Annotated in this window: 22 protein-coding genes and 1 pseudogene; 11 read left to right on the top strand and 12 right to left on the bottom strand. The window is 58.8% G+C overall.

Features of this window, described 5'->3' with window-relative positions:
- Positions 1 to 33: 33 nt before the first annotated feature.
- Positions 34 to 1362: an amidase gene (locus Q1A20_RS05920; RefSeq protein WP_299400999.1), complete on the bottom strand. Its 1329-nt coding sequence runs from the start codon at positions 1360 to 1362 to the stop codon at positions 34 to 36.
- A gap of 84 nt (positions 1363 to 1446) precedes the next feature.
- Here Q1A20_RS05920 and Q1A20_RS05915 point away from each other — a divergent pair, with 84 nt between their 5' ends.
- Positions 1447 to 2673: a UbiH/UbiF/VisC/COQ6 family ubiquinone biosynthesis hydroxylase gene (locus Q1A20_RS05915; protein WP_299401002.1), complete on the top strand. Its 1227-nt coding sequence runs from the start codon at positions 1447 to 1449 to the stop codon at positions 2671 to 2673.
- Here Q1A20_RS05915 and Q1A20_RS05910 read toward each other — a convergent pair.
- The 5 genes from Q1A20_RS05910 to Q1A20_RS05890 all read right to left on the bottom strand — a co-directional run bounded on the left by Q1A20_RS05910 (position 2670) and on the right by Q1A20_RS05890 (position 6226).
- Positions 2670 to 2855, bottom strand: coding sequence for a Trm112 family protein (locus Q1A20_RS05910; protein ID WP_299401004.1), 186 nt, complete (start codon positions 2853 to 2855; stop codon positions 2670 to 2672). The genes Q1A20_RS05915 and Q1A20_RS05910 overlap by 4 nt on opposite strands.
- Positions 2852 to 3496, bottom strand: a complete 645-nt coding sequence (locus tag Q1A20_RS05905; protein ID WP_298968516.1) for an LON peptidase substrate-binding domain-containing protein — start codon at positions 3494 to 3496, stop codon at positions 2852 to 2854. The genes Q1A20_RS05910 and Q1A20_RS05905 overlap by 4 nt, the downstream gene beginning before the upstream one ends.
- A gap of 27 nt (positions 3497 to 3523) precedes the next feature.
- Positions 3524 to 4441 (bottom strand): thioredoxin, encoded by a 918-nt coding sequence (gene trxA / locus Q1A20_RS05900; protein ID WP_299401010.1) that lies wholly within the window; start codon positions 4439 to 4441, stop codon positions 3524 to 3526.
- Between the two features lie 52 nt (positions 4442 to 4493).
- Positions 4494 to 5282, bottom strand: coding sequence for an exodeoxyribonuclease III (locus Q1A20_RS05895; protein WP_298968520.1), 789 nt, complete (start codon positions 5280 to 5282; stop codon positions 4494 to 4496).
- Positions 5283 to 5539: 257 nt separating this feature from the next.
- A complete protein-coding gene (locus tag Q1A20_RS05890) occupies positions 5540 to 6226 on the bottom strand; it encodes a response regulator transcription factor (RefSeq protein WP_298968522.1) in 687 nt (228 codons plus the stop codon).
- A 161-nt stretch (positions 6227 to 6387) separates the two neighbouring features.
- Between Q1A20_RS05890 and ribA the strand changes: the two genes are divergently transcribed.
- Positions 6388 to 7476 carry a GTP cyclohydrolase II gene (ribA, locus tag Q1A20_RS05885; RefSeq protein ID WP_299401015.1) on the top strand — a complete coding sequence of 363 codons (1089 nt, stop codon included), beginning with the start codon at positions 6388 to 6390 and terminating at the stop codon, positions 7474 to 7476.
- Complete coding sequence (locus Q1A20_RS05880; protein WP_299916313.1) at positions 7473 to 7970, top strand: L,D-transpeptidase family protein; 498 nt, start codon at positions 7473 to 7475, stop codon at positions 7968 to 7970. Before ribA ends, Q1A20_RS05880 begins: the two co-directional genes overlap by 4 nt.
- A gap of 20 nt (positions 7971 to 7990) precedes the next feature.
- Here Q1A20_RS05880 and Q1A20_RS05875 read toward each other — a convergent pair whose 3' ends face one another.
- A complete protein-coding gene (locus Q1A20_RS05875; protein WP_299916311.1) occupies positions 7991 to 8644 on the bottom strand; it encodes a YggS family pyridoxal phosphate-dependent enzyme in 654 nt (217 codons plus the stop codon).
- A 103-nt stretch (positions 8645 to 8747) separates the two neighbouring features.
- A complete protein-coding gene (locus Q1A20_RS05870) occupies positions 8748 to 9728 on the bottom strand; it encodes a porin (protein WP_298968529.1) in 981 nt (326 codons plus the stop codon).
- Between the two features lie 286 nt (positions 9729 to 10014).
- Here Q1A20_RS05870 and Q1A20_RS05865 point away from each other — a divergent pair, with 286 nt between their 5' ends.
- The 4 genes from Q1A20_RS05865 to holA all read left to right on the top strand — a co-directional run bounded on the left by Q1A20_RS05865 (position 10015) and on the right by holA (position 14612).
- Positions 10015 to 10497, top strand: coding sequence for a DUF3576 domain-containing protein (locus Q1A20_RS05865; RefSeq protein ID WP_298968531.1), 483 nt, complete (start codon positions 10015 to 10017; stop codon positions 10495 to 10497).
- 89 nt (positions 10498 to 10586) lie between these two features.
- Positions 10587 to 13148 (top strand): leucine--tRNA ligase, encoded by a 2562-nt coding sequence (gene leuS / locus Q1A20_RS05860; RefSeq protein WP_299916308.1) that lies wholly within the window; start codon positions 10587 to 10589, stop codon positions 13146 to 13148.
- Positions 13135 to 13614 (top strand): LPS assembly lipoprotein LptE, encoded by a 480-nt coding sequence (lptE, locus tag Q1A20_RS05855; RefSeq protein WP_299401031.1) that lies wholly within the window; start codon positions 13135 to 13137, stop codon positions 13612 to 13614. The genes leuS and lptE overlap by 14 nt, the downstream gene beginning before the upstream one ends.
- On the top strand, positions 13611 to 14612 hold the full coding sequence (gene holA, locus Q1A20_RS05850) for a DNA polymerase III subunit delta (protein ID WP_299401033.1): 1002 nt from the start codon (positions 13611 to 13613) through the stop codon (positions 14610 to 14612). Before lptE ends, holA begins: the two co-directional genes overlap by 4 nt.
- 3 nt (positions 14613 to 14615) lie before the next feature.
- Here holA and Q1A20_RS05845 read toward each other — a convergent pair whose 3' ends face one another.
- Entirely contained in the window at positions 14616 to 15044 is a 429-nt protein-coding gene (locus Q1A20_RS05845; RefSeq protein ID WP_299401036.1) for a GFA family protein, read from the bottom strand.
- A 132-nt stretch (positions 15045 to 15176) separates the two neighbouring features.
- Between Q1A20_RS05845 and Q1A20_RS05840 the strand changes: the two genes are divergently transcribed.
- Positions 15177 to 15761, top strand: a complete 585-nt coding sequence (locus tag Q1A20_RS05840; protein WP_299401038.1) for a glutathione S-transferase family protein — start codon at positions 15177 to 15179, stop codon at positions 15759 to 15761.
- Here Q1A20_RS05840 and Q1A20_RS05835 read toward each other — a convergent pair.
- Both Q1A20_RS05835 and Q1A20_RS05830 read right to left on the bottom strand, forming a co-directional pair.
- Entirely contained in the window at positions 15725 to 16924 is a 1200-nt protein-coding gene (locus tag Q1A20_RS05835; protein WP_299401040.1) for a TIGR03862 family flavoprotein, read from the bottom strand. The genes Q1A20_RS05840 and Q1A20_RS05835 overlap by 37 nt on opposite strands.
- Positions 16921 to 18255, bottom strand: coding sequence for a mechanosensitive ion channel domain-containing protein (locus tag Q1A20_RS05830; RefSeq protein WP_299401042.1), 1335 nt, complete (start codon positions 18253 to 18255; stop codon positions 16921 to 16923). The genes Q1A20_RS05835 and Q1A20_RS05830 overlap by 4 nt, the downstream gene beginning before the upstream one ends.
- 73 nt (positions 18256 to 18328) lie before the next feature.
- Here Q1A20_RS05830 and Q1A20_RS05825 point away from each other — a divergent pair.
- Together Q1A20_RS05825 and Q1A20_RS05820 are read left to right on the top strand one after the other, a co-directional pair.
- Positions 18329 to 18457: pseudogene (locus Q1A20_RS05825) on the top strand (HNH endonuclease); the annotation flags it as partial.
- 485 nt (positions 18458 to 18942) lie between these two features.
- Positions 18943 to 19425 (top strand): ImmA/IrrE family metallo-endopeptidase, encoded by a 483-nt coding sequence (locus tag Q1A20_RS05820; protein WP_299916305.1) that lies wholly within the window; start codon positions 18943 to 18945, stop codon positions 19423 to 19425.
- Here the strand turns inward: Q1A20_RS05820 and Q1A20_RS05815 are convergent.
- Positions 19422 to 19628: a DUF6471 domain-containing protein gene (locus tag Q1A20_RS05815; protein WP_299916303.1), complete on the bottom strand. Its 207-nt coding sequence runs from the start codon at positions 19626 to 19628 to the stop codon at positions 19422 to 19424. The genes Q1A20_RS05820 and Q1A20_RS05815 overlap by 4 nt on opposite strands.
- Before the next feature lie 105 nt (positions 19629 to 19733).
- Between Q1A20_RS05815 and Q1A20_RS05810 the strand changes: the two genes are divergently transcribed.
- On the top strand, positions 19734 to 20696 hold the full coding sequence (locus tag Q1A20_RS05810) for an IS1595 family transposase (RefSeq protein WP_299916301.1): 963 nt from the start codon (positions 19734 to 19736) through the stop codon (positions 20694 to 20696).
- Positions 20697 to 20698 lie beyond the last annotated feature (2 nt).

Below are 20698 nucleotides of genomic sequence, written 5' to 3'. Positions count from 1 at the left end.
AAAAACGCGCAGCTTTGTCGTGATTTGTGGCTTTTAGGACAATGCCTGCTCAGCGGCCGCCCCAAGCCGCAACAGCGCCCCTTCGCAATCGGGTGCCGCCATCATCATCAAGCCACAGCTCGGGACACCGGTGGGCAGGCTCAGCGCGCAAAGACCCATCAGATTGCCGATCCGGGTGTTGCGCAGCGCCATCAGGTTTTCGGTGATGTAATAATCATGATCCGAATTCAGCCGCTCCAGGTTCGGCGGCATGATGGGGGCGGTCGGCAAGATCACGGCGTCATAGCCAGCAGTTGCGCGGTCATAGGCCATCCGCGCCGCATCAAGCGTTGCCCAGGCCGCCACATAATCCGGGCCGGAGTGATTTTTCCCAAGCTGGAACCGCTGCAGAATTTCGCTGTACATCGCCTCCGGATTGGCTTCGATGACATCACGCCAAAGGCCGTAAGCTTCTGATGTATAAACACAAGTGCTTTGCGCGAGGGCCGTTTCGACCTCGGGGATCTCGATGTGATCGATCCGGGCACCCGCATCCTGCAACCGTGCGACAGCACCTTCAAATGCGGCCATGGGCGTGTCACGCACCTCTTGCGTCGCAATCGTGTCCAGGACCGCCAGGCGTCTGCCCGCAAGCGATGCCCCGGCCAGATCGAAGGGCTTGCGACCTTCCATCACCGCAGTGAGCAGATTGGCGTCCTCAATCGAGCGGCAGAGCGGCCCAACCGTGTCGAATTTCAGCGCCAGCGGCACGACACCTTCCAGGCTCAGCCGACCCGCGGTTGTTTTCAGACCCACCAGATCGTTCCAAGCGGAGGGAATGCGCACGGATCCGCCCGTGTCAGAGCCGATACCAGCCGCCGCCAGCCCGAAGGCGACCGAGGCCGCCGCCCCGGACGACGACCCACCGGGCACAGCGCCCGCATCATTGACGCAGGGCGGCGTATCGGTGCTTGGGTTGTAGCCCAGCCCGGAAAACGCCAACTCGCTCATGTGGGTTTTACCCAAACACACAAGACCCGCAGCCGTGGCATTCTGCAAGACGCGGGCATCATGGTCTGGCACGCGATCCTTCAGCAGTTTGGACCCGGCTTCTGTGCCCACCCCGGCCGTATCGAATAAGTCTTTCCAACTGATCGGAACGCCATCCAAGGGCGACAAACGTTGGCCTGTCGCGGCACGTTCCGCCGCTGCAGCAGCCTCGGCCAGGGCGCGATCTTTGGTCAGCCGGGCGTAAATCCGGTCTTTCAACGCGTGGCCCTCGATGGCGTCCAGATAGGTCTGCGTGAGCGCCACCGGATCAATATCCCCTGCGGCAATGCCGCGTCCAAGATCAGCGGCTGTCATCTGCAACCAGTTCTGCATGTCATCTACCCCCGATATTTTGCGCGGAGGGTAGCGACGCAAGCGCGCATGGACAATCCCCCGCCCACGGTCCTATTGAGGCACATGGCATTTGATTGTGACATTGTAATCGTGGGGGGCGGCCTGAATGGTCCGGCGCTCGCTTTGGCGCTCGCAAGCGCGGGTCAGACCGTGACACTCGTTGACGCGCTGCCGATCAAGGTTCGCAAGAATGATGGCTTTGACGGTCGCTCCTACGCCCTTGCGCTGACCTCCGCCCGATTGATCCGTGCCCTGGATGTCTGGGACGCCCTCGAGGACGAGGCCCAACCGATGCTGGACATCAAGGTCAGCGACGGTCGGGCGGGCGAAGGTCCCTCGCCATTCTTCATGCACTTCGATCATGCGGAGATCGAAGAGGGGCCCATGGGCTACATGGTCGAAGACCGCCACCTCCGTCCCGCCCTGCTGAACGCGGTGAAGAAGGTCAAAGCCATTCGCCAGATCAGCGAAGATCAGGTCACGGGCCAGGAGGTCGATGCCACCGGTGTCACGGCGCATCTGGCATCGGGAAAATCCGTGCGCGCCAAATTGCTGGTGGGGTGCGACGGGCGCAGCTCCGGAACAGCGCAGCGCGCCGGGATTTCGCGCACCGGATGGGGGTATGGCCAAACGGCGCTGGTCTGTGCCCTGAACCACGAATTGCCGCACCACGGCGTCGCGCATCAGTTTTTCATGCCGCCTGGTCCCCTGGCCATCCTGCCGCTCAAGGGCAACCGATCCTCCATCGTCTGGAGCGAAACCACTGAGAACGCCAGTCATATCAATGATATGTCCGATGCTGACTACCTTGACGTGCTACGTCCGAGGTTTGGCAGTTTTCTCGGTGAGATTTCCTTGGCCGGTGCGCGTTTTACCTATCCGCTGTCCCTGTCACTGGCGAATGCCCTGGTAGCCAAACGCGTGGCACTGGTGGGCGACGCGGCCCATGGTGTGCACCCGATTGCGGGTCAGGGCCTGAATGCAGGCATCCGCGATGTCGCCGCGCTTGCGGATGTGATTGCAGATGCCGCGCGGCGTGGCGAAGACATCGGATCCGCCCCGGTCCTGTCCCGTTACCAGCAGTGGCGACGGTTCGATAACACGACGCTTGCCATCGCGACAGATGCCTTCAACAGATTGTTTTCAAACGACAATGCGATGCTGCGCGGCGTGCGCGATCTTGGCATGGGGCTGGTTGGAAGGTTTCCGGCGCTGCGCCGAAGCTTCATCCGGGAGGCCGCTGGCCTGACCGGGTATCTGCCGCGATTGCTCAAAGGCGAAAAGCTCTAATCCAGCGTCCTGGCCTCATCGACTAACAAGATCGGAATGCCATTGCGGATCGGATAGGCAAGATTTGACGACTGCGAAATCAGCTCCTGCTTTTCCGCGTCATACTTCAGCGTTGTGTGACTGCGCGGACAAATCAGGGCCTCCAGCATCCGCCGGTCAAAGCTGACGGCTGTTTCGCTCATTGGATCATCTCGCTCTCGCTGCCACCTCTGAGCTGGTATTCGATCAAGGTCACCAGCGTCTCGCGCCGCGTGGTCAGCGATGGCGCCTCCAACAGCGCCTGCTTATCTTCAGGATCGAAGTCGAGCATCATCGACAGGGAATTGATCAGCAGTTCATCGTCTGCCTCTTTCAACGTGTCCCAATCAGCTGAGAGTTGTCGCGCATCGAAATATCGCTCCAAGAGCTCCATGAAACCGCTGCGTACAAATGCGGTGTCTTTCTCTTCGGGCCCCAGGTCACGGTCAAACCCATCCCATTTCACATCGCAGCGCCGGTAGGGCGTAAACCCCTGCACTTCCTGCACAACCCGAAACCGTGAAACACCACCCAGAGTGATCAGATAGCGCCCGTCTTCGGTCTCTGAAAACTGTGTGATCCGGCCCGCGCACCCGATGGATTGCAGACCATTCCCGCCGCGCCCCGGTACCTCATTGGGCTGCAACATGCCGATCAGCCGCGTCGATGTTTTGAGCGCATCTTCAAGCATTTGCAGATAGCGCGGCTCGAAAATATGCAGCGGCAGCCGTGCGCGCGGCAACAGCAAAGCGCCAGGCAATGGAAATATTGCAATCGTGTCAGGGAGCTCTGCGGCTTTTATCATAAAAGACCACCTAGCCCGCAGTGCGGCTCAGGCAAATATCATTGAGCTCAATTTGCGACGGCCGTTTAACATAATCGGATCGTTCGGCTTCAGCGCCTCGAATATGGTGAAAAGCTGCGTTTTGGCAGCACCTTCATTCCAGTCGCGGTCCCTTCGGAACAGCTCCAATAGTGCGTCGACCGCGCCTTCGACGTCGCCATTCGCGTGCATGGCCTGGGCCAGATCAAAGCGCGCCTGCAGGTCATCCGGGTTGGCCTCGACCGCTTTGCGCAGGTCATCAACCGGCCCCGCACCTTCGGCCTGGCGGGCCAGTTCAAGCTGCGCGTGCGCGGCTTCAAGCTCGGGCGAGGCAGAGATTTCTGCGGGCGCACCGTTCAGGATCGCCTCGGCCTGATCCAACTCGCCTAGGGCAATATGCGCGCGCACCATGCCGCCGTAAGCTGCCGCATGGTTTGGATCTTCACCCAGAATGGCCGCAAAGGTTTGCGCGGCATCTGTCGCTGCACCTTCGGCCAACATCTCCTCAGCCGCGGCAACGGCCTCGCCCAGGGCTTCCCCCGGCGCGTCACCACCTGCGGCTTTCACCACACGATCAACAAAGGCCTTGATCTCGGATTGCGGCACCGCGCCCTGAAAGCCGTCAATCGGCTGACCTTTGTGGAAGGCATAGACCGTCGGAATCGACTGAATTTGCAACTGTCCCGCGATCATCTGGGCCTCGTCCACGTTGACCTTGGCCATCTTCACCGCGCCCTTGGCGGCGCGAACGGCCTCTTCCAACTGCGGACCCAGCGTTTTGCAAGGGCCACACCAGGGCGCCCAGAAATCAACAATCACCGGTGTGGTCTGAGAGGCCTCAACCACATCCGCCATGAAACTCGCTTCGGTCACGTCTTTGATCAGATCGTCGGCCGCCGGAGCGGCACCCAGGTTCAGGTCCATCATCTTGTCGTCCTTACGCTCGCGTCAGAAGTTATATGGGAGGCTGCCCGGCTTTTCAAAGGTCAAAACTGGCAAAAACAGGCGCGTGGTCGCTGGGCTTCTCCCATCCGCGCGCCGACCGCAGGATGCGGCTTGAATGTGCAGCCTGCGCGATATCGGGGCTGGCCCAGACGTGATCGAGGCGGCGGCCCTTGTCGGCCCCGTCCCAGTCTTTCGCACGGTAGGACCACCAGCTGTAAAGCCGCCCATCCGGGATGTCTCGGCGGGTGATATCCACCCATCCGCCAGCATCCTGGGTGTTGGCCAGATGTTCGACCTCAATCGGCGTGTGGCTGACGACCTTCAGCAGCTTCTTGTGGTCCCAGACATCGTCTTCGCGCGGGGCAATGTTCAAATCGCCAACCAGAATGGATTTTTCGGGGCGATTATCCCGGAACCAGTCACGCATCTCCGTCAGGTAATCCAGCTTTTGGCCAAACTTCTCGTTGACCGCACGATCGGCAACATCCCCACCTGCGGGAACATAGAAATTATGGACGGTCACGCCATTCTCAAGCTCTCCGGCAATGTGGCGCGCATGACCCAGGGAGGCGAAATCATGAGACCCGGCTTCCTGCATCGGAATCTTCGACAGGATTGCGACCCCGTTGTAGCCCTTCTGCCCGCGTGCCACGACATGGCCGTAGCCAACGGCGGCAAATGCCTCCAGCGGCATCTTGTCCACCGGGCTTTTGCATTCCTGCAGGCACAGCACGTCAGGCCCCTCCTCCGCCAGCAATTTCAGGACCAGCGCTTCGCGCAATCGGACCGAATTGATGTTCCAGGTCGCAAGGGAGAATGTCATGAGGCGGGCTCCGTGTTTCGTGTCGTGGCACCCTAGCGCAGGCAGAATCCATGCGCCACGCGATTCCATCGCCGCGCGCCGTTTGCAGAGGGTATCGGAGCTTTGGACAAAAAAAGACCGGGCACGAAGCCCGGCCAAGTCCAACAGGGAGGTACATGCCATTACCCGGGCATGCGCGGGATCTCATCGCCAGCGAGCCTGAATTCTCGCTGATAAATTCAATATAGGCGCTAATTGGTTAATAAAAACCCAACGCTTTACGCCATCAGACGATATCCGCCTGATTCGGTCACAAGAAGGCGTGCATTTGACGGATCTGGTTCGATTTTTTGACGCAGCCGGTAGATATGGGTCTCCAATGTATGGGTGGTCACGCCAGCGTTGTATCCCCAGACTTCGTGCAGCAGCACATCTCGGGCCACCACACCATCGGTTGATCTATATAGGAATTTCAGGATGTTAGTCTCTTTTTCGGTCAGACGGACTTTCTTGTCGTCCTCCGTCACCAACATCTTCATCGAGGGTTTGAACGTGTAATGACCCAGTTGGAAAACGGCGTCCTCGGATTGCTCATGCTGGCGCAACTGCGCACGAATCCGCGCAAGCAACACCGGAAATTTGAAAGGTTTGCTGACATAGTCATTGGCACCGGCATCCAGACCGAGGATCGTATCCGCGTCGCTGTCATGCCCCGTCAGCATCAGGATCGGGCTCTTGACCCCCTGTTTGCGCATCAAACGGCACAATTCGCGCCCGTCCGTATCCGGCAGACCCACATCCAGGATCACCAGATCGTAAAGCGCCTCCTTGGCGCGCACCATGGCATCCGCGCCATTAGCTGCCTCAAAGACATCGAAGTCCTCGGTCATGATCAACTGCTCGCTCAGCGCATCGCGCAGATCATCGTCATCGTCGACCAAGAGTATCTTTTTCAGTTGTGCCATCAGCTTTCTCCCTTTGGTGACCTAGAGATGTGGTTTCGCGCACAATCTGGCAAGCGCGCGACAAAATCTCTCACGCGCTCGTGTTACAGGACCCGGCAAATGTTTCAATTCCGGCGGAATTGGCCTAGATCAAGCGCAGATTATGCAGGCACTGTAACATCATGAACATCAGACCGGACATCACAGAACAGCTTGCACGGGCCCGGGCGGACCTGCGGATGGGCGTACCAGTGGTGCTTGATGGGCCTTCTCCGGTGATCATCGCGGCGGTCGAGACACTGGATCGGGAGCGGTTGTCATCGCTGATGGAGCTGCCCGGTGATGCTGTTTTGGCCATTACCGCGCGGCGGGCGGAAACGCTCAAGGCCCGGGCCTATGACGGCGACCTCGCGCGTGTTGTTCTGCCCGCGGACGCCACGCTGGCCTGGGCGCATGGGATCGCGGATCCGGCAGGCGATCTGATGGCACCGATGAAAGGGCCGCTCATCTGCGCACGCGGGGGAGGTGTCGAGGGCCATCGCGCGGCGCTGCAATTGGCAAAATCCGCGCGGCTGCTGCCCGCATGTCTGGTGTTGCAGATTGCCGCCGGTGCCGATTTTGCGCGGGAGCATGGTCTGACGTCCTTGTCTCTGGAGGAGGCGCTGCCGCATCTGTCCGGGCGCAGCCCTTTGCATGAGGTCGTCAGCGCGCGCTTGCCGTTGGAGGTATCGGAAGCCGGGCGACTGCATATTTTTCGGCCCGAAGACGGCGGCGAAGAGCATTACGCCATCGAGATCGGCAGGCCTGATCGGTCCGCGCCGGTGCTGACCCGGCTGCATTCCGCCTGTTTTACCGGTGATCTGATGGGGTCGCTAAAATGCGATTGTGGCCCGCAGTTGCGCGCAGCCCTCGCCCAGATGGGACAGGAAGGGCACGGCATCCTGCTCTATATGAATCAGGAAGGGCGCGGGATCGGCCTTGCCAACAAGATGCGTGCCTACTCGCTGCAGGACCAGGGTTTTGACACGGTTGAGGCCAACCATCGATTGGGTTTTGAAGACGACGAGCGGGATTTTCGCCTCGGGTCCGACATTCTGGCCTCCTTGGGGTTTTCCGCCGTTCGGCTTTTGACAAATAACCCCAAGAAGGTCGAGATGATGCAGGCCAGCGGCATTGACGTGACCGAGCGTGTCCCACTTCAGGTGGGCGGCAACCGGCACAACCATGCTTATCTGGCCACCAAAGTCGCGAAGTCGGGTCACCTGTTGTGACCGCTGACGATCTGGTTCTGACACCTATGGGGTTGCGGTTTCAGGGACAGACCTACCCCTGCACCATCGGCAAATCGGGGTGTACAGCGCAAAAGCGCGAAGGCGACGGCGGCACCCCGGTTGGCGTGCACCGGCTTGTTGGCATGCTCTATCGTCCCGACCGGATTGCGCGCCCGACGGATTGGGCGCTGCCCATCGGGCCACGCGATCTGTGGTCTGACGATGCGAAGGATGTGGATTACAATATGATGGTCCGCGCACCTTATTCTGCCAGTCACGAAAAACTGCGCCGGGCGGACCCGCTTTATGATCTTGTGATCCTGACGGATTGGAACTGGCCCTATGCCGTAAAGGGGCGTGGTTCAGCGATCTTCATCCATCAGTTCCGCAGACCGGGCTATCCGACGGAAGGGTGCGTGGCTCTATCTCGCACGCATTTGCACAAGATAGCCGGTCGCATCACCTATGGAACGCGTTTGATCGTCACGGCGTAGGTCTATGGTAACGGGGTGGTTCAGGTTGCCACCCGTTCGCCGAAAATGGCGGAGCCCACACGGATATGGGTCGCACCGAGCGCAATCGCCTTCTCAAAATCGCCGCTCATGCCCATGCTGAGCCCGGCAAGACCATTGCGGGCGGCAATCTTGGCCAGAAGGGCGAAGTGAAGGGAGGCCTCCTCTTCCGCAGGCGGGATGGACATGAGCCCGGTGATCGGCAAATCCATGGCAATACAGTCCTGGATGAATACATCCGAATCCGCAGGTAAGATGCCTGCCTTTTGGGGTTCTTCACCCGTGTTCACTTGGATGAACAGATCCGGGCAATGCCCCACCTCCTGCGCCAGTCGCGCGAAGGTTTTTGCCAGCTTGGGTCGATCAAGAGAATGGATGCTTTGAAACAGGTCAAATGACAGTCGCGCCTTGTTCGTCTGCAGGGGCCCGATCAGATGCAGATCGATCCCATCAAACTTTTCTCGAAACGCAGGCCATTTTCCTGCCGCTTCCTGTACGCGGTTTTCGCCAAAGCACCGGTGTCCCTGTGCGAGGACAGCTTCGACACGTTCATTGGGCTGAACTTTGGACACCGCAATGAGCTTGACCGATTGGGCGGGACGACCGGCAGCGCTTTCAGCCTTGGCCACCCGGTCGGCAATCTCCTGCAGTCCCATCTTCAACTCCGCTCTGTGCTTGGGGTCACAAGATAACAGCCCAGCGCAAAAGAAAAGGGGCAGACCAAAAGGCCTGCCCCAAATTCAGGTTGTAGCGTTCAACTTAGAAGTTGAAGAGCACACCAAGGTCAGCAATGGTGTTGCCGCCTGTGTCACGGCCAACCATACCTTGCAGTTTAACACCGCCACCGAGGCTGTGGTCGAAACCAAGGCCATAGGCTGTGTCAAGTGCGTCGGCACCGCCGCCAGCAACGGATGCTTCGATCACTGTGGCTGCGCCAACTGGGATCGCTGCGGAGATACCGTATGCTACGTCGTCGCCAGCTGCATCTGTGTCACCAACGAAGAAGACCAGGTCAGCAATGCCAACCGCGCCCGACGCGGACAGAGCCCAGAAGTCGATTTCTTCTGCCACACCAACAGTTGTCTGCTCGGACATACCGTAAACGGCGCCCAGCGTCCAAGCGGAGAAGGTGTAAGCTGCACCAAGTTCGAATGTTTCGGCGAAGGACTCGTCGTCAGTTGTGACGGCAGTGTTTTCGTCGTAGTCGTCGGTATAGCTCGCCATGACGACGAAGTCACCCATTTCGTACTTCGCAGAAACGCCGTTCGCGCCTTCAGCACCAGTTGCGTACGCAGGGAACAGGCCAGCAACGTTGGCGCCCCATGTGCTGTAGTGACCTGTGTTGAATGTCAGGCCTGGCTCGAAGCCGTAGGTGTTGATCGTGGAAGCCGCGTCGGAAACACCGGAGATGTTACCAACTTCAACACGCAGACCGCCGCTTTCGATGTGGAAGCGCGGACCGTTGAAGGATGCAACATTGCTGGAACCATCGGATTCGTCGTTGTCCGACTGGATCCGCAGACGTGCGCCGAATTCGATGCCGCTGTCTGTTTCTGTTTCCGCGTCAATGTTGAGACGCATCCGGCTGTCGAGAACTGTTTCGTTTTCGTCGCCTGCGTCGCTTGTGCGGTCTTCTTGGTAGTCAAGACCGAAGCGGCCCAGACCGGAGATGTTTACCTCAGCAACGGCTACTGTGGTTGTGGCCACCAGTGCTGTTGTCGCGATGAGAATCTTTTTCATTATCTTATCCTCGGTTTCTAGTAACGTTCAAAGAGAGAATCTCGACTGAACCCGAGGTGCTTTTCGCTCGTAACCGGGTCCTTTTGCAAGAAGTTGAGGCCCGCGTTAATCAGAGTAGTTAAAGATGGTGCAGCAATGCCACACTCCATTTGCGCACCCCGTTACCAGAGCTGCTTGGCAAATACTGGACACCTCAGGTAATACCGACTTGTCCATTTCGGACCAGATAGAATATAGCAAGTATAACTTAGGCTTTACGCAGGTCGGGCACATAATGAGAATACCCTTGAGCATACGCCAAATCATGGCAGGTTGCGCGCTCGCGCTTTTGATCGGTTGCGGTCAGGGCGCATCAACAACCAACCAGCAAGGCAACGTCTCTGGCGCGGTCGATGCCCGCGCCATTGATCGGGGCGATGCGGTCGGCGAGACAACCATCTGGGATGCCTTTCGTCGTCAGAACACCGAGACGGTTGTCAGCGTGAACAAATACATCTGGTCCGCTTCTCTGGAGGTTCTGGACTTTTTGCCGGTGCAGTCGGTTGATCCCTTCACCGGCGTCATCATCACCGGCTTTGGCACCCCTCCCGGCGGTGGCCGTGCTTATCGCGCAACCGTGCTGATCAACGATCCGGCGCTCGATGCACGCTCGCTAAACGTTTCGCTACAAACAAGAAACGGCCCGGCAAGTGCGGCGACCGTGCGCGCGGTTGAGGACGCCATCCTGACCCGGGCACGCCAAATCCGCATCGCCGACGGCAGGCTCTGAAGCCGGTCCACCACCTGTGATCAACACCAGCGCCGGGCCCCGTAGATAAAGACGGCTCCCGGCGCTCTTTCGTTAAGAAGGACGCCACCATGACGCGTTACACCCCCGCAGAGATCGAGGCCCGCTGGCAAAAGGTCTGGGACAGGGACGAAGTCTTCAAGGCCGTGCGTTCGGCCGACAAACCCAAGTACTATGTGCTCGAGATGTTTCCCTATCCGTCCGGGCGCATCCACATGGGCCATGTGCGCAACTACACCATGGGTGATGTGATCGCACGCTACAAGCTTGCGACGGGGCACAACGTTCTGCATCCCTTTGGCTTTGATGCTTTTGGTCTCGCCGCTGAGAATGCGGCGATGGAACGGGGTATTCACCCCAAGGACTGGACCTACCAGAACATCGACGACATGATCGCACAGATGAAACCGCTCGGTTTCGGCCTTGACTGGTCCCGCCTGTTTGCGACCTGCGATGTCAATTACTATGGTCAGCAGCAATCACTGTTTCTCGACTTCCTCGAGGCCGGATTGGTCTACCGCAAAAATGCCGTCGTCAACTGGGACCCGGTCGATATGACCGTGCTGGCCAACGAACAGGTCGAGCAGGGGCGCGGCTGGCGCTCAGGTGCCTTGGTTGAACGGCGCGAGCTGACGCAGTGGTTCTTCAAGATCAGCGACTATTCCGAAGAGCTGCTGGACGCCCTGGACACGTTGGAGAACTGGCCCGCCAAGGTGCGGCTGATGCAGGAGAACTGGATCGGCAAGTCGCGCGGGTTGCAGTTTGCGTTCTCCACCATCGACGCGCCGGAAGGTCATGACCGGATCGAGGTCTATACCACCCGGCCTGATACGCTGATGGGCGCCTCCTTTGTCGGCATTTCACCGGATCACCCGCTGGCGAAAGTGCTTGAGCGGGACAACGCGGAGGTGGCCGCCTTCTGTGCGGACTGTCGCAAGATCGGGACAACCGAAGAGGCGATTGAGACAGCGGAAAAGCTGGGCTTCGACACCGGCATCCGGGTGCGCCACCCCTTTGACACCGCGCATGAGCTGCCTGTCTATATCGCCAACTTCATCCTGATGGACTACGGCACCGGTGCGATCTTTGGCTGCCCGGCGCACGATCAGCGCGATTTCGAATTCGCCACGAAATACGGGCTGCCCATCATTTCGACCTATCTGCCGTCCGAGGACAGCCCGGAGACGCTGACCGAGGCCTATGTGCCTGCTAAAACAGAGAAAGTCTTTTACAACCGGGGTTTTGCCGGTGAGGCTCATCAGACCGGGCTAGAGGCCATCAATGCGGCCATCGATTTCTGTGAGAGCAGTGGCGTCGGGCAAGGCGTTACAAAATTCCGACTGCGTGATTGGGGGCTTTCCCGCCAACGCTATTGGGGCTGTCCGATCCCGGTGGTACATTGCGACGCCTGCGGCGTGGTGCCGGAAAAGAAAGAAAACCTGCCGGTTGAGTTGCCCTATGACGTGACCTTCGACACGCCCGGCAATCCGCTGGACCGGCACCCGACCTGGCGCGACACCCCCTGCCCGTCCTGTGGCAAGCCCGCGCTGCGTGAGACCGACACGATGGACACCTTTGTGGACAGTTCGTGGTATTTCGCGCGCTTCACCGCACCGGACGCCAAAACGCCAACGGTGATGGAAGACGCCGCCTATTGGATGAACGTCGACCAGTACATCGGCGGTGTTGAACACGCGATCCTGCACCTGCTCTATTCGCGTTTCTTTGCGCGCGCGATGCAGATCACCGGCCATTTGCCGAAGTCGGCGAACGAACCTTTTAACGCGCTTTTCACGCAAGGCATGGTCACCCATGAAATTTACCTGACCCGAGATGAGAAGGGGCGCCCGGTCTACCACCTCCCCGAGGACATCCATTGGACGGAATCAGGCGCACGGCTTGGCGCTGACGGACCGGAGGTACAGGTTGTCCCCTCGGCCAAGATGTCGAAGTCGAAAAAGAACGTGGTCGACCCGATCAACATCATCTCAGCCTATGGGGCCGATACCGCGCGCTGGTTCGTGCTGTCCGACAGCCCACCTGAGCGGGATGTGGAATGGACAGCAAGCGGCGCAGAAGCGGCCTTCAAGCACCTCACACGTGTCTGGAACCTCTGCGACCGGATCGGCAAAATGGAAAAAGACGCACCGGGCGTCGGAGACGAAGAGCTGCTGCGCGCGATGCATCTCTGCATTCATGACGTGACAATGGGTATCGAAAGCTTTGGCTTTAACGCGGCCATTGCGAAGCTTTACGCCTTTACCGCAACGCTGCAGAAATCCAAAGCCGGCCATGCAGCACAGCGTCAGGCGGTCATGACGCTGGCCCAGCTGATGTCGCCAATGACCCCGCATCTGGCCGAGGACATCTGGGAGCATCAGGGCGGTGACGGGCTGGTGACGACAGCCGCCTGGCCCAAAGCGGATGAGGCGATGCTGGTGTCTGACACAGTGACCCTGCCCGTTCAGGTCAATGGCAAACGCCGGGCGGAAATCGTGGTCCCTGCGGATATGCCCAAAGAAGAGGTTGAAAAAGCCGCCCTTGCCGATCAGGCTGTGCAACGAACGCTTGATGGCGCGGAACCCAAAAAGGTCATCGTTGTGCCCGGACGGATTGTGAATGTTGTCGTTTAGCCGCAAATTCCTGCTGATGATCCCGCTGGCGCTGGCCGCCTGCGGCTTCACGCCTGTCTATGCGCCGGGCGGCACCGGTGCGCAGCTGCAAAACAGCATCACCGTTCAGGCCCCCAATACCCGGGATGAATTTCTGCTGACCCAGCGATTGGAAGAGCGTCTGGGCCGTGCGTCCGAGGCCCCCTATGCCCTGAATTACACGCTACGCTCAAGCCGGGCCAACCTTGCTGTCGATAGCGAGGGCAGCACCACGCGGTTCAACATTATAGGCTCGGCCGATTATTCACTGGTCGAAACCGGTACGGGCCGGGTCATTGCTTCAGATCGTGTGGATAACTTCACCGGCTATTCCGCGGCGGGCACAACCGTGGCCACCCTTGCCGCAGAACGCGACGCGCAACAGCGGCTGATGATCCTGCTGGCGGATCAGATTGTGACACGGATCCTGACCACGGATCTACAATGAAGCTGTCGCCGCGCGATGCCAACGCCTATTTCGCCAAACCCGACGCCGACAAGACCGGGCTGCTGATCTATGGCACCGACGCCATGCGCGTGGCGTTGAAACGTCAGCAGGTTCTGACCGCCCTGCTGGGTGAGGGCGCCGAAGAAGAGATGCGGCTGACCCGAATGGGGGGCAGCGACGTGCGCAAAGATCCCGCCCTGTTGATCGATGCCACCAAGGCCATCGGATTTTTCCCCGGTGCCCGCGCGGTATTTGTCGAAGAAGCCAACGAGACCTGCGCGCCTGCCGTTCTGGCGGCACTTGAGGGATGGCACCCGGGTGACGCGCAAATCGTCGTCACCGCCGGGGCGCTGAAACCAACATCCAAACTGCGCAAGGCCTTTGAGGCCCACCCGCAAGCCTATGCCGCCGCCATCTATGACAATCCGCCAACCCGGGAAGAGATCGAGACGGCCCTGCGGGACGCAGGTCTGGCACAGGTGACAGGCGACGTGATGGCAGCATTGAACGATCTGGCGCAGGCCATCGATCCCGGTGATTTCCGCCAGATGGTCGAAAAGCTAGCGCTTTACAAGATCGGGGACCCTGAGCCGCTCTCCTTGACGGATATCGCCGCTTGCGCGCCCACCTCGACCGAGGCCGATGTGGACGATGTCCTGATGGTTGTGGCAGAGGCGCGCGCCCATGAAATTGGCCCGGTCATGCAAAAACTGGTGGCCCAGGGGGCAACGCCCGTGGGATTGTGCATCGGCGCGATGCGCCACTTTCGGGCGCTGCATCGTGCGGCAAGCGACACCTCTGGCAGGCCCACCATTTTCGGTCCGAACCGCGACCGCATGCTGGCGCAGTCCCGCCGCTGGGGCCCTGCCAAACTGGAAACGGCCATCACGCTGCTGACCGATACGGATTTGCAATTGCGATCCGCCGGTCAAAACGCGCCCGGAATGGCATTGGTCGAACGCGCGTTTATCCGCCTTGCAATGCTCGGCAGCCGCTAGAACCTATTCAGGCGGTGCAAAGAGCGCCATCACCTCTTCAGTGGTCATCTGATGCGTCTTTTGCGCAAAACTGTACCCACCGGGTTTGTTGTCGATGAAAAGCTCGCCGGTCAAAGGCAAATCGCCCAGGTCGTCGACCGTCCCGGCACCAAAGTGATATTCGCCCTCATGCGGCCCCGGGGCCGTCACCCGATAATAAACACTGCTGCCGCAAGTCTTGCAAAACGCCCGCTCCGCCCAGGGCGAAGACGTATAAATCGTGAGGTTCTCGGCACCGTGCACCGTTGTTTTGTCAGATGACGCCTGCACGCCCAGGAAAATGCCACCGCTCCACTTGCGGCACATGTCGCAATGGCAGGCGCCGAATTCCTTGGGTGTTTCGTTCAATGTATAGGTGACGGCACCACACAGGCAGCTACCGGATTTGGACATGACAACACTCCGTTTTTTGAAAACTTCGCCTTAAATGCTCTCACAATCCACTGACAGAATATGTCAGCAGTTGCCGCGCCAGACACAAGATGACAGTCTCTGAGACGGACAAGCCCAGAATAGGATGCTCTGATGTACAAGGTGATCGGCACGACCAAATCCCGCGCGTTTCGCGTGATGTGGACGTTGCAGGAAATGGGTGAGCCCTATGAGCAGATCGCAGCCGGGCCGCGATCCGAAGAGGCGTTGCAGTACAATGCTCTTGGGAAAATCCCGGCGCTTGTCGATGGCAAGGACGTCCTGACGGATTCGGTCGCGATCATGACCTATCTCGCGGACAAGCATGGCAAACTAACGGCACCTGCTGGCACGGTGGCGCGGGCCAAGCAGGACGCGATGACATTCTGGCTGATCGATGAGCTGGACGCCATCCTCTGGGCCGCGGCCAAGCACAGCTTCGTGCTACCGGAAGACAGGCGCGTGCCAACCGTCAAAGACGCGCTCAAGTTCGAATTCGAACGCTCGGCGGCACATCTATCGGAGCGGCTGGAGGGGTCTTTTCTGATGGGCGACACGATTACACTTCCTGATATTCTGGCCTGTCATTGCCTGAATTGGGCCATCGGCGCGAAATTTCCGCGTACGGATGACAAGCTCTTCGCTTACGCAAAAGCGCTGCGTCAGCGTCCGGCGTTTCTGGCGGCTTCCGAAACATAGGCTGCTGCGGCCTGCCCTGCCCAGCGTCCCGTCGCCAGGCACCCAGTGATAAGGTAACCCCCCGTGGGAGCCTCCCAATCCAGCATTTCGCCCGCGCAAAAGACACCCGGAATGGTCTTCAACATCAGGTCTGGGGTCAGCGCATCAAACGCCACGCCACCGGCAACAGATATCGCCTGATCGAGCGGCTGCAGACCGTCGTGGTTCAGCCGGAGCGTCTTGAACACCCGCGCCAAGGCTTTCGGGTCCTTGGGTAAGGGGCGAGCGCATTCGAAAGCCAGTGCTGCCTTGACGGGGTCCATTTTGAGCACCTTGCGCAGATGATTCACCAGACTTGTTTTGCCTTTTGGACGGGCCAGCCGCCTGGCCACCTCATCGGTGCTGAGATCGGGCAGCAGGTCCACGTAGAGCGTATGATCTATACGGACCGCACGGCTGACCTCATAGATGCCACCCCCCTCTAGCCCGGTCCGACTGATGACGGCTTCACCGCGTGAACGCATCGGGCCACAGATGAAGCGCACGCCCTTCAGGGCCTGCCCCGCACGCGCCAGCATATGCGGCGACCATGCCACGCTCAGTCCGACGTTTGCCGCCGCGAACTGCGCAATCATCACACCGCGCTCTGCTAGCTTATCTGCCCAGGCCCCGTCCGACCCCAGACGCGACCAGCTGGCACCGCCCAGCGCCAGAACGGTGACATCGGCACTCAGCACTTCAGGACCGTTCGGCCCGTCGAACACGGCCTGACTGTCCTGCCACCCGTGCCACCGCATGTTGGTGCGTAGATCGACACCCGCCGCCGTCAGGCGCTGTAGCCAGGCCCGCAACAGGGGCGAGGCTTTCATCGCTTTTGGAAACACCCGCCCGGTGGATCCGGTGAATATTTCCTGCCCCAGCCCGCGCGCCCACTCCTGAACCGCCTGTGCGTCAAACGCCTGCAAGATGGGGCGCAGAGGGTCCGCCGCCTCATAGTAGTGCGGCAGCATCTGATCAAAGGGCTCGTCTTTTGCCAAATTCAGACCGGATTTTCCGGCCATCAGGAATTTACGCCCAACAGATGGCTTTGCCTCGCAGATCGTCACGCGCAATCCTGCGGTGGCGAGCGCTTCGGCGGCCATCAGACCCGCAGGTCCGGCGCCAATGACAAGGGCCTGCTTCACGCCTCCACCTGCGGCGACGCTCCCTTGATCTCCACCACCCGGTGCGGATAGGGAATTTCGATGCCGTTCTCTTTCAGGGCGTTCCAGACGAGGAAGAGTACATCAGAGGTGTATTTATTGGGCCCATCATCCAGCCCGTTCACCCAGAATTCCACGGCAAAATCGATCCCGCTGTCGCCAAAACCGCGCAGCTCGCAATCGGGCGGATAGGGGGCATCCAACACGTCCGGGTGCGTGGCAACGGCCGCTTCGATGATCGCGGGCACGGCGTTGATATCCGTGTCATAGCTCACCGAAAACGGCGCCTCATAGCGGTTGGCGGAACCGGAATCGGAATAGTTGACCACACGCGTGGTGATGAAATCCTCGTTCGGCACCACGATCCAGCGGCCATCGAATGTTTCCAGCACCGCCGCCCGCGCCGTCATTTTGACAATCTGACCGGATTCGCCGCCGTCCAGCTCGACAAAATCGCCCACCGTCGCCTGACCTTCGATCAGCAGAATGACCCCGGAGATAAAGTTGGAGGCAATTTTCTGCAGGCCAAATCCAAGACCGACACCAATGGCGCCCCCGATCACCGCCAGCGCGCTGAGGTTGATGCCCATGATGTTCAGCAGCAGCAGGAAGGCGACACCGAAAATGGCGAATTCGATGGCCTTGGCGGTCAGCTGCCGCAGCGAGGGCCGCATGTCCTTTTGGTTTTCGATGAATTGCGTGGTTTGCCGGTTGGACCAGCCGCCCAGCCAAAAGAGGATACCACCGGCAAGCACGCCCCGGACAAGCGACATGACGGAGAAGGAAATATTGCCAAGCGTGATGGTGATCTCGCTCAGTTTCAACATCAGCGGGTCCAGCAGGCCCACCGCATAGAGAGCGGCGATTGGAGTAAGGACGTAGCGGCCCAACAGTTTGAGGAAGGGATCCGTGATGATTTCGCGCACCAAAGTGCGCACCGCCAGGAACATGAAGAGACGTTTGCCAAAGGCGATGACCGCACCGCTGTCAAAGAGCGACCGCACGACACTTTCGCCCATCGCGGTAAAGCCGTAGGCGAGCAGCGGCAACAACAGCGGCAGCGCCAGCAAGGAGGTGCGGCGCGCACGGGCCAATGCGGTTTCCGCGTCTTCGGCAGGGGTCAGCAGCCGTTTCAGGACACCGCGTAGGCGCCTCGCCACCAGAACCGCCAGCAAATAGGCCAGGATCAGCAGGGCAAACTGCGACCACGCCGCCGGGCTGAGCGCCCAGGATTTTGCCAGTTCCCATCCCAGAAGGGCATATTCTGCGCCGCGCTGTACAATCTCCGGCTGGGTGGACAGGTCAAATTCCACGCAAACCCCCTCTTTTCATCCCAAAAACCACAGCTAGACTCTTGCCCGTGCAAGACCTGTGGAGCAAGCCCGGATGTCTGATCCAATCTGTCCCCTGTGTGACCGGCCGATCCCCGGGGACGTCAAGCAAAGCCTGCACCACCTGATCCCCAAACTGAAAGGCGGCAAGGGTGGGCCGACGGTCTTGCTGCATCACATCTGCGGCCTTATGTATCAAACGCACCAAGTCTTTCAGGTTTTGATTGTTTCGGCTATCCATTTGCCAGGGTTAGTTGGGAATACCACCTTGAAGTTGGCAAAAAGTCTTTTGGTTTTATTTATTGCTGTCGTGGGGGCAGTTAATCTCGCTTTCTTTGTTTATTGGTACAGCGCATCAGAAGTAACTGCGATTATGCCAGTCAGCCCGACCGGATACACGGTTGAGGCGCTAGCCTTGAATGTGACGATACTAGAGATGATATTGGTACTTGTCGGATTTATCCTCGCAGCTTTGGGTCTTTTTGGTTATACTGAGATCAAGAACGCTGCTATCCGGGCCGCAGAAAAAGAAGCCAGAGACACTGTATCGGAGCAACTTCGCATCCTGAGAGCCGTTATGTCGAGTAAAGCCGTTGAAGCACCAGAGCATGGCGGCGATTACGGCTTAGAGGATCAGCCCGTTAGGGATGCAACGAAAGCGAAAGACGAATGAGCCTCACATATCCAGAGCAATTGGCCATTATCCTAGAGCACCAGAAAGATGCACCCGTGCAAACTGTTGCGCTGGCCGATGACCTCGGCTTGGCGGTTTGGCATGTCCCGAATTGGCCGGATGATCTTTCGGGCAAGATAATCAAGTCCGATGAACAGGGCGGTTCGTCCGGGTACGCCATTTATGTAAACGGCGGACATCACATAAATCGTAGGCGCTTTACCACAGCGCATGAGATTGCGCATTTTATCCTACATACCGAATTCATTGGCGATGGGATCGTAGACGACGGGCTGTACAGAAGCCGCCTAAGCAACGCGATGGAAGTTGAAGCCAACAAAATGGCAGCTGATATATTAATGCCGAGACATCTTCTAAACCACCACATAGCTAACGGTGTGAATTCAGTAAGCGAATTGGCGAGCATATTCCAAGTATCTGAAAGTGCTATGTCTTTCCGTGTTGGATCACCGAATTAAAGCCTGATTTCGGCAAGCCCGATTGCCGAAACGCATTGCAGCATGTAGGCCGCACTGAACTTACCTCTCGACAATTTGTTTCTGACATTCGGCTCCTTGTCTCCGATCATCTCAGCAAGCTGGGCGTATGTAACGCCCTGCCGCTTCAACTCTGCCTTCAAAATGTTTGCCGCTTTGGCTTCCCAGTCGCTCTGATCTGGCATCGCGCACCTCGATTCGTGATAAAGGTACTATAAATGCGATATTTGCTATTGTAAACGTGATCTATATGCACTATATTTGTGATATAGGTAATCACAGAGAGTACAATGGCACAGCACTTCCTTCTTTCAGCAGCATCTCGGACGCTTTCTTTGCGTTCGATTTACAAGGCTGGCGAGGATGCTGCGTACCAGACCTTCTGTGAAATGCGCTGGCCTGAGACAGATGGCGAAGCTGTTTGCCCATGCTGCGGCTTTGATGAGGCTTACAAGATCACCACGCGGCGAAAGTTCAAGTGTAAGGCGTGTCACCACCAGTTCAGTGTGACCAGCGGCACAATCTTTGCCTCGCGCAAGATGGACTTTGTGGACCTGCTGGCCGCGATCTGTATGATCGTGAACGCATCTAAGGGCGTGAGCATGGTTCAACTGAGCCGCGATCTGGACTGCCAGTACAAGACAGCCTTCGTCCTGGCTCACAAGCTGCGCGAAGCAATGGCACTGGAAGTCCACACGGGAGAAGTGCTGGAAGGCCACGTAGAGATTGATGGCGCATACTTCGGCGGTCATATCCGTCCTGAGAACGCCAAGGCAGACCGCAAGGACCGTCGCTTGAAGCGCCACCAGACAGGCAAGCGCCGCGTTGTTATCGCCATGCGTGAGCGTGAGGGTCGCACGCTGCCGTTCGTATCAACATCTGAGGCTGATGGTGTGGCGCTGGCGAATGAAAACGTCAGTCGTATGTCCACCATGTCCGCCGATGAAGCCAGCCATTGGGACCTGCTGCACGCAGGTTGGCACGTTGAACGCGTGAACCACTCCGAGATTTACAGCGACCACGGCAAGCATACTAATTGGGTGGAAAGCTACTTCTCTCGCCTGCGTCGGATGGTTCAGGGCCAGCACCACCACGTATCCCCACAGTATCTTTACCAGTATGCAAACCACGCTGCATGGTTGGAAGATAACCGCCGTACCGATAACGGTACACTGGCGCAGATCGTGGTCAGCAATTCGATGGCAGCGCCGGTATCGCGTCAGTGGAAAGGGTATTGGCAGCGGGCGGCGTGATA

Origin of the sequence: uncultured Roseobacter sp. (assembly GCF_947501835.1) — a bacterium.
Taxonomy (GTDB): domain Bacteria; phylum Pseudomonadota; class Alphaproteobacteria; order Rhodobacterales; family Rhodobacteraceae; genus Roseobacter.
The sequence above is the reverse complement of the archived record's forward strand: the minus strand, read 5'-3'. Positions and strand labels throughout refer to the sequence as shown.

What these genes read in the sequence shown, in the direction of transcription:
- Q1A20_RS05920 (WP_299400999.1), bottom strand. Translation starts at nt 1,362, where the DNA reads ATGCAGAACTGGTTGCAGATGACAGCCGCTGATCTTGGACGCGGCATT.
- Q1A20_RS05915 (WP_299401002.1), top strand. Translation starts at nt 1,447, where the DNA reads ATGGCATTTGATTGTGACATTGTAATCGTGGGGGGCGGCCTGAATGGT.
- Q1A20_RS05910 (WP_299401004.1), bottom strand. Translation starts at nt 2,855, where the DNA reads ATGAGCGAAACAGCCGTCAGCTTTGACCGGCGGATGCTGGAGGCCCTG.
- Q1A20_RS05905 (WP_298968516.1), bottom strand. Translation starts at nt 3,496, where the DNA reads ATGATAAAAGCCGCAGAGCTCCCTGACACGATTGCAATATTTCCATTG.
- trxA (WP_299401010.1), bottom strand. Translation starts at nt 4,441, where the DNA reads ATGATGGACCTGAACCTGGGTGCCGCTCCGGCGGCCGACGATCTGATC.
- Q1A20_RS05895 (WP_298968520.1), bottom strand. Translation starts at nt 5,282, where the DNA reads ATGACATTCTCCCTTGCGACCTGGAACATCAATTCGGTCCGATTGCGC.
- Q1A20_RS05890 (WP_298968522.1), bottom strand. Translation starts at nt 6,226, where the DNA reads ATGGCACAACTGAAAAAGATACTCTTGGTCGACGATGACGATGATCTG.
- ribA (WP_299401015.1), top strand. Translation starts at nt 6,388, where the DNA reads ATGAACATCAGACCGGACATCACAGAACAGCTTGCACGGGCCCGGGCG.
- Q1A20_RS05875 (WP_299916311.1), bottom strand. Translation starts at nt 8,644, where the DNA reads ATGGGACTGCAGGAGATTGCCGACCGGGTGGCCAAGGCTGAAAGCGCT.
- Q1A20_RS05870 (WP_298968529.1), bottom strand. Translation starts at nt 9,728, where the DNA reads ATGAAAAAGATTCTCATCGCGACAACAGCACTGGTGGCCACAACCACA.
- leuS (WP_299916308.1), top strand. Translation starts at nt 10,587, where the DNA reads ATGACGCGTTACACCCCCGCAGAGATCGAGGCCCGCTGGCAAAAGGTC.
- lptE (WP_299401031.1), top strand. Translation starts at nt 13,135, where the DNA reads ATGTTGTCGTTTAGCCGCAAATTCCTGCTGATGATCCCGCTGGCGCTG.
- holA (WP_299401033.1), top strand. Translation starts at nt 13,611, where the DNA reads ATGAAGCTGTCGCCGCGCGATGCCAACGCCTATTTCGCCAAACCCGAC.
- Q1A20_RS05845 (WP_299401036.1), bottom strand. Translation starts at nt 15,044, where the DNA reads ATGTCCAAATCCGGTAGCTGCCTGTGTGGTGCCGTCACCTATACATTG.
- Q1A20_RS05840 (WP_299401038.1), top strand. Translation starts at nt 15,177, where the DNA reads ATGTACAAGGTGATCGGCACGACCAAATCCCGCGCGTTTCGCGTGATG.
- Q1A20_RS05820 (WP_299916305.1), top strand. Translation starts at nt 18,943, where the DNA reads ATGAGCCTCACATATCCAGAGCAATTGGCCATTATCCTAGAGCACCAG.
- Q1A20_RS05815 (WP_299916303.1), bottom strand. Translation starts at nt 19,628, where the DNA reads ATGCCAGATCAGAGCGACTGGGAAGCCAAAGCGGCAAACATTTTGAAG.
- Q1A20_RS05810 (WP_299916301.1), top strand. Translation starts at nt 19,734, where the DNA reads ATGGCACAGCACTTCCTTCTTTCAGCAGCATCTCGGACGCTTTCTTTG.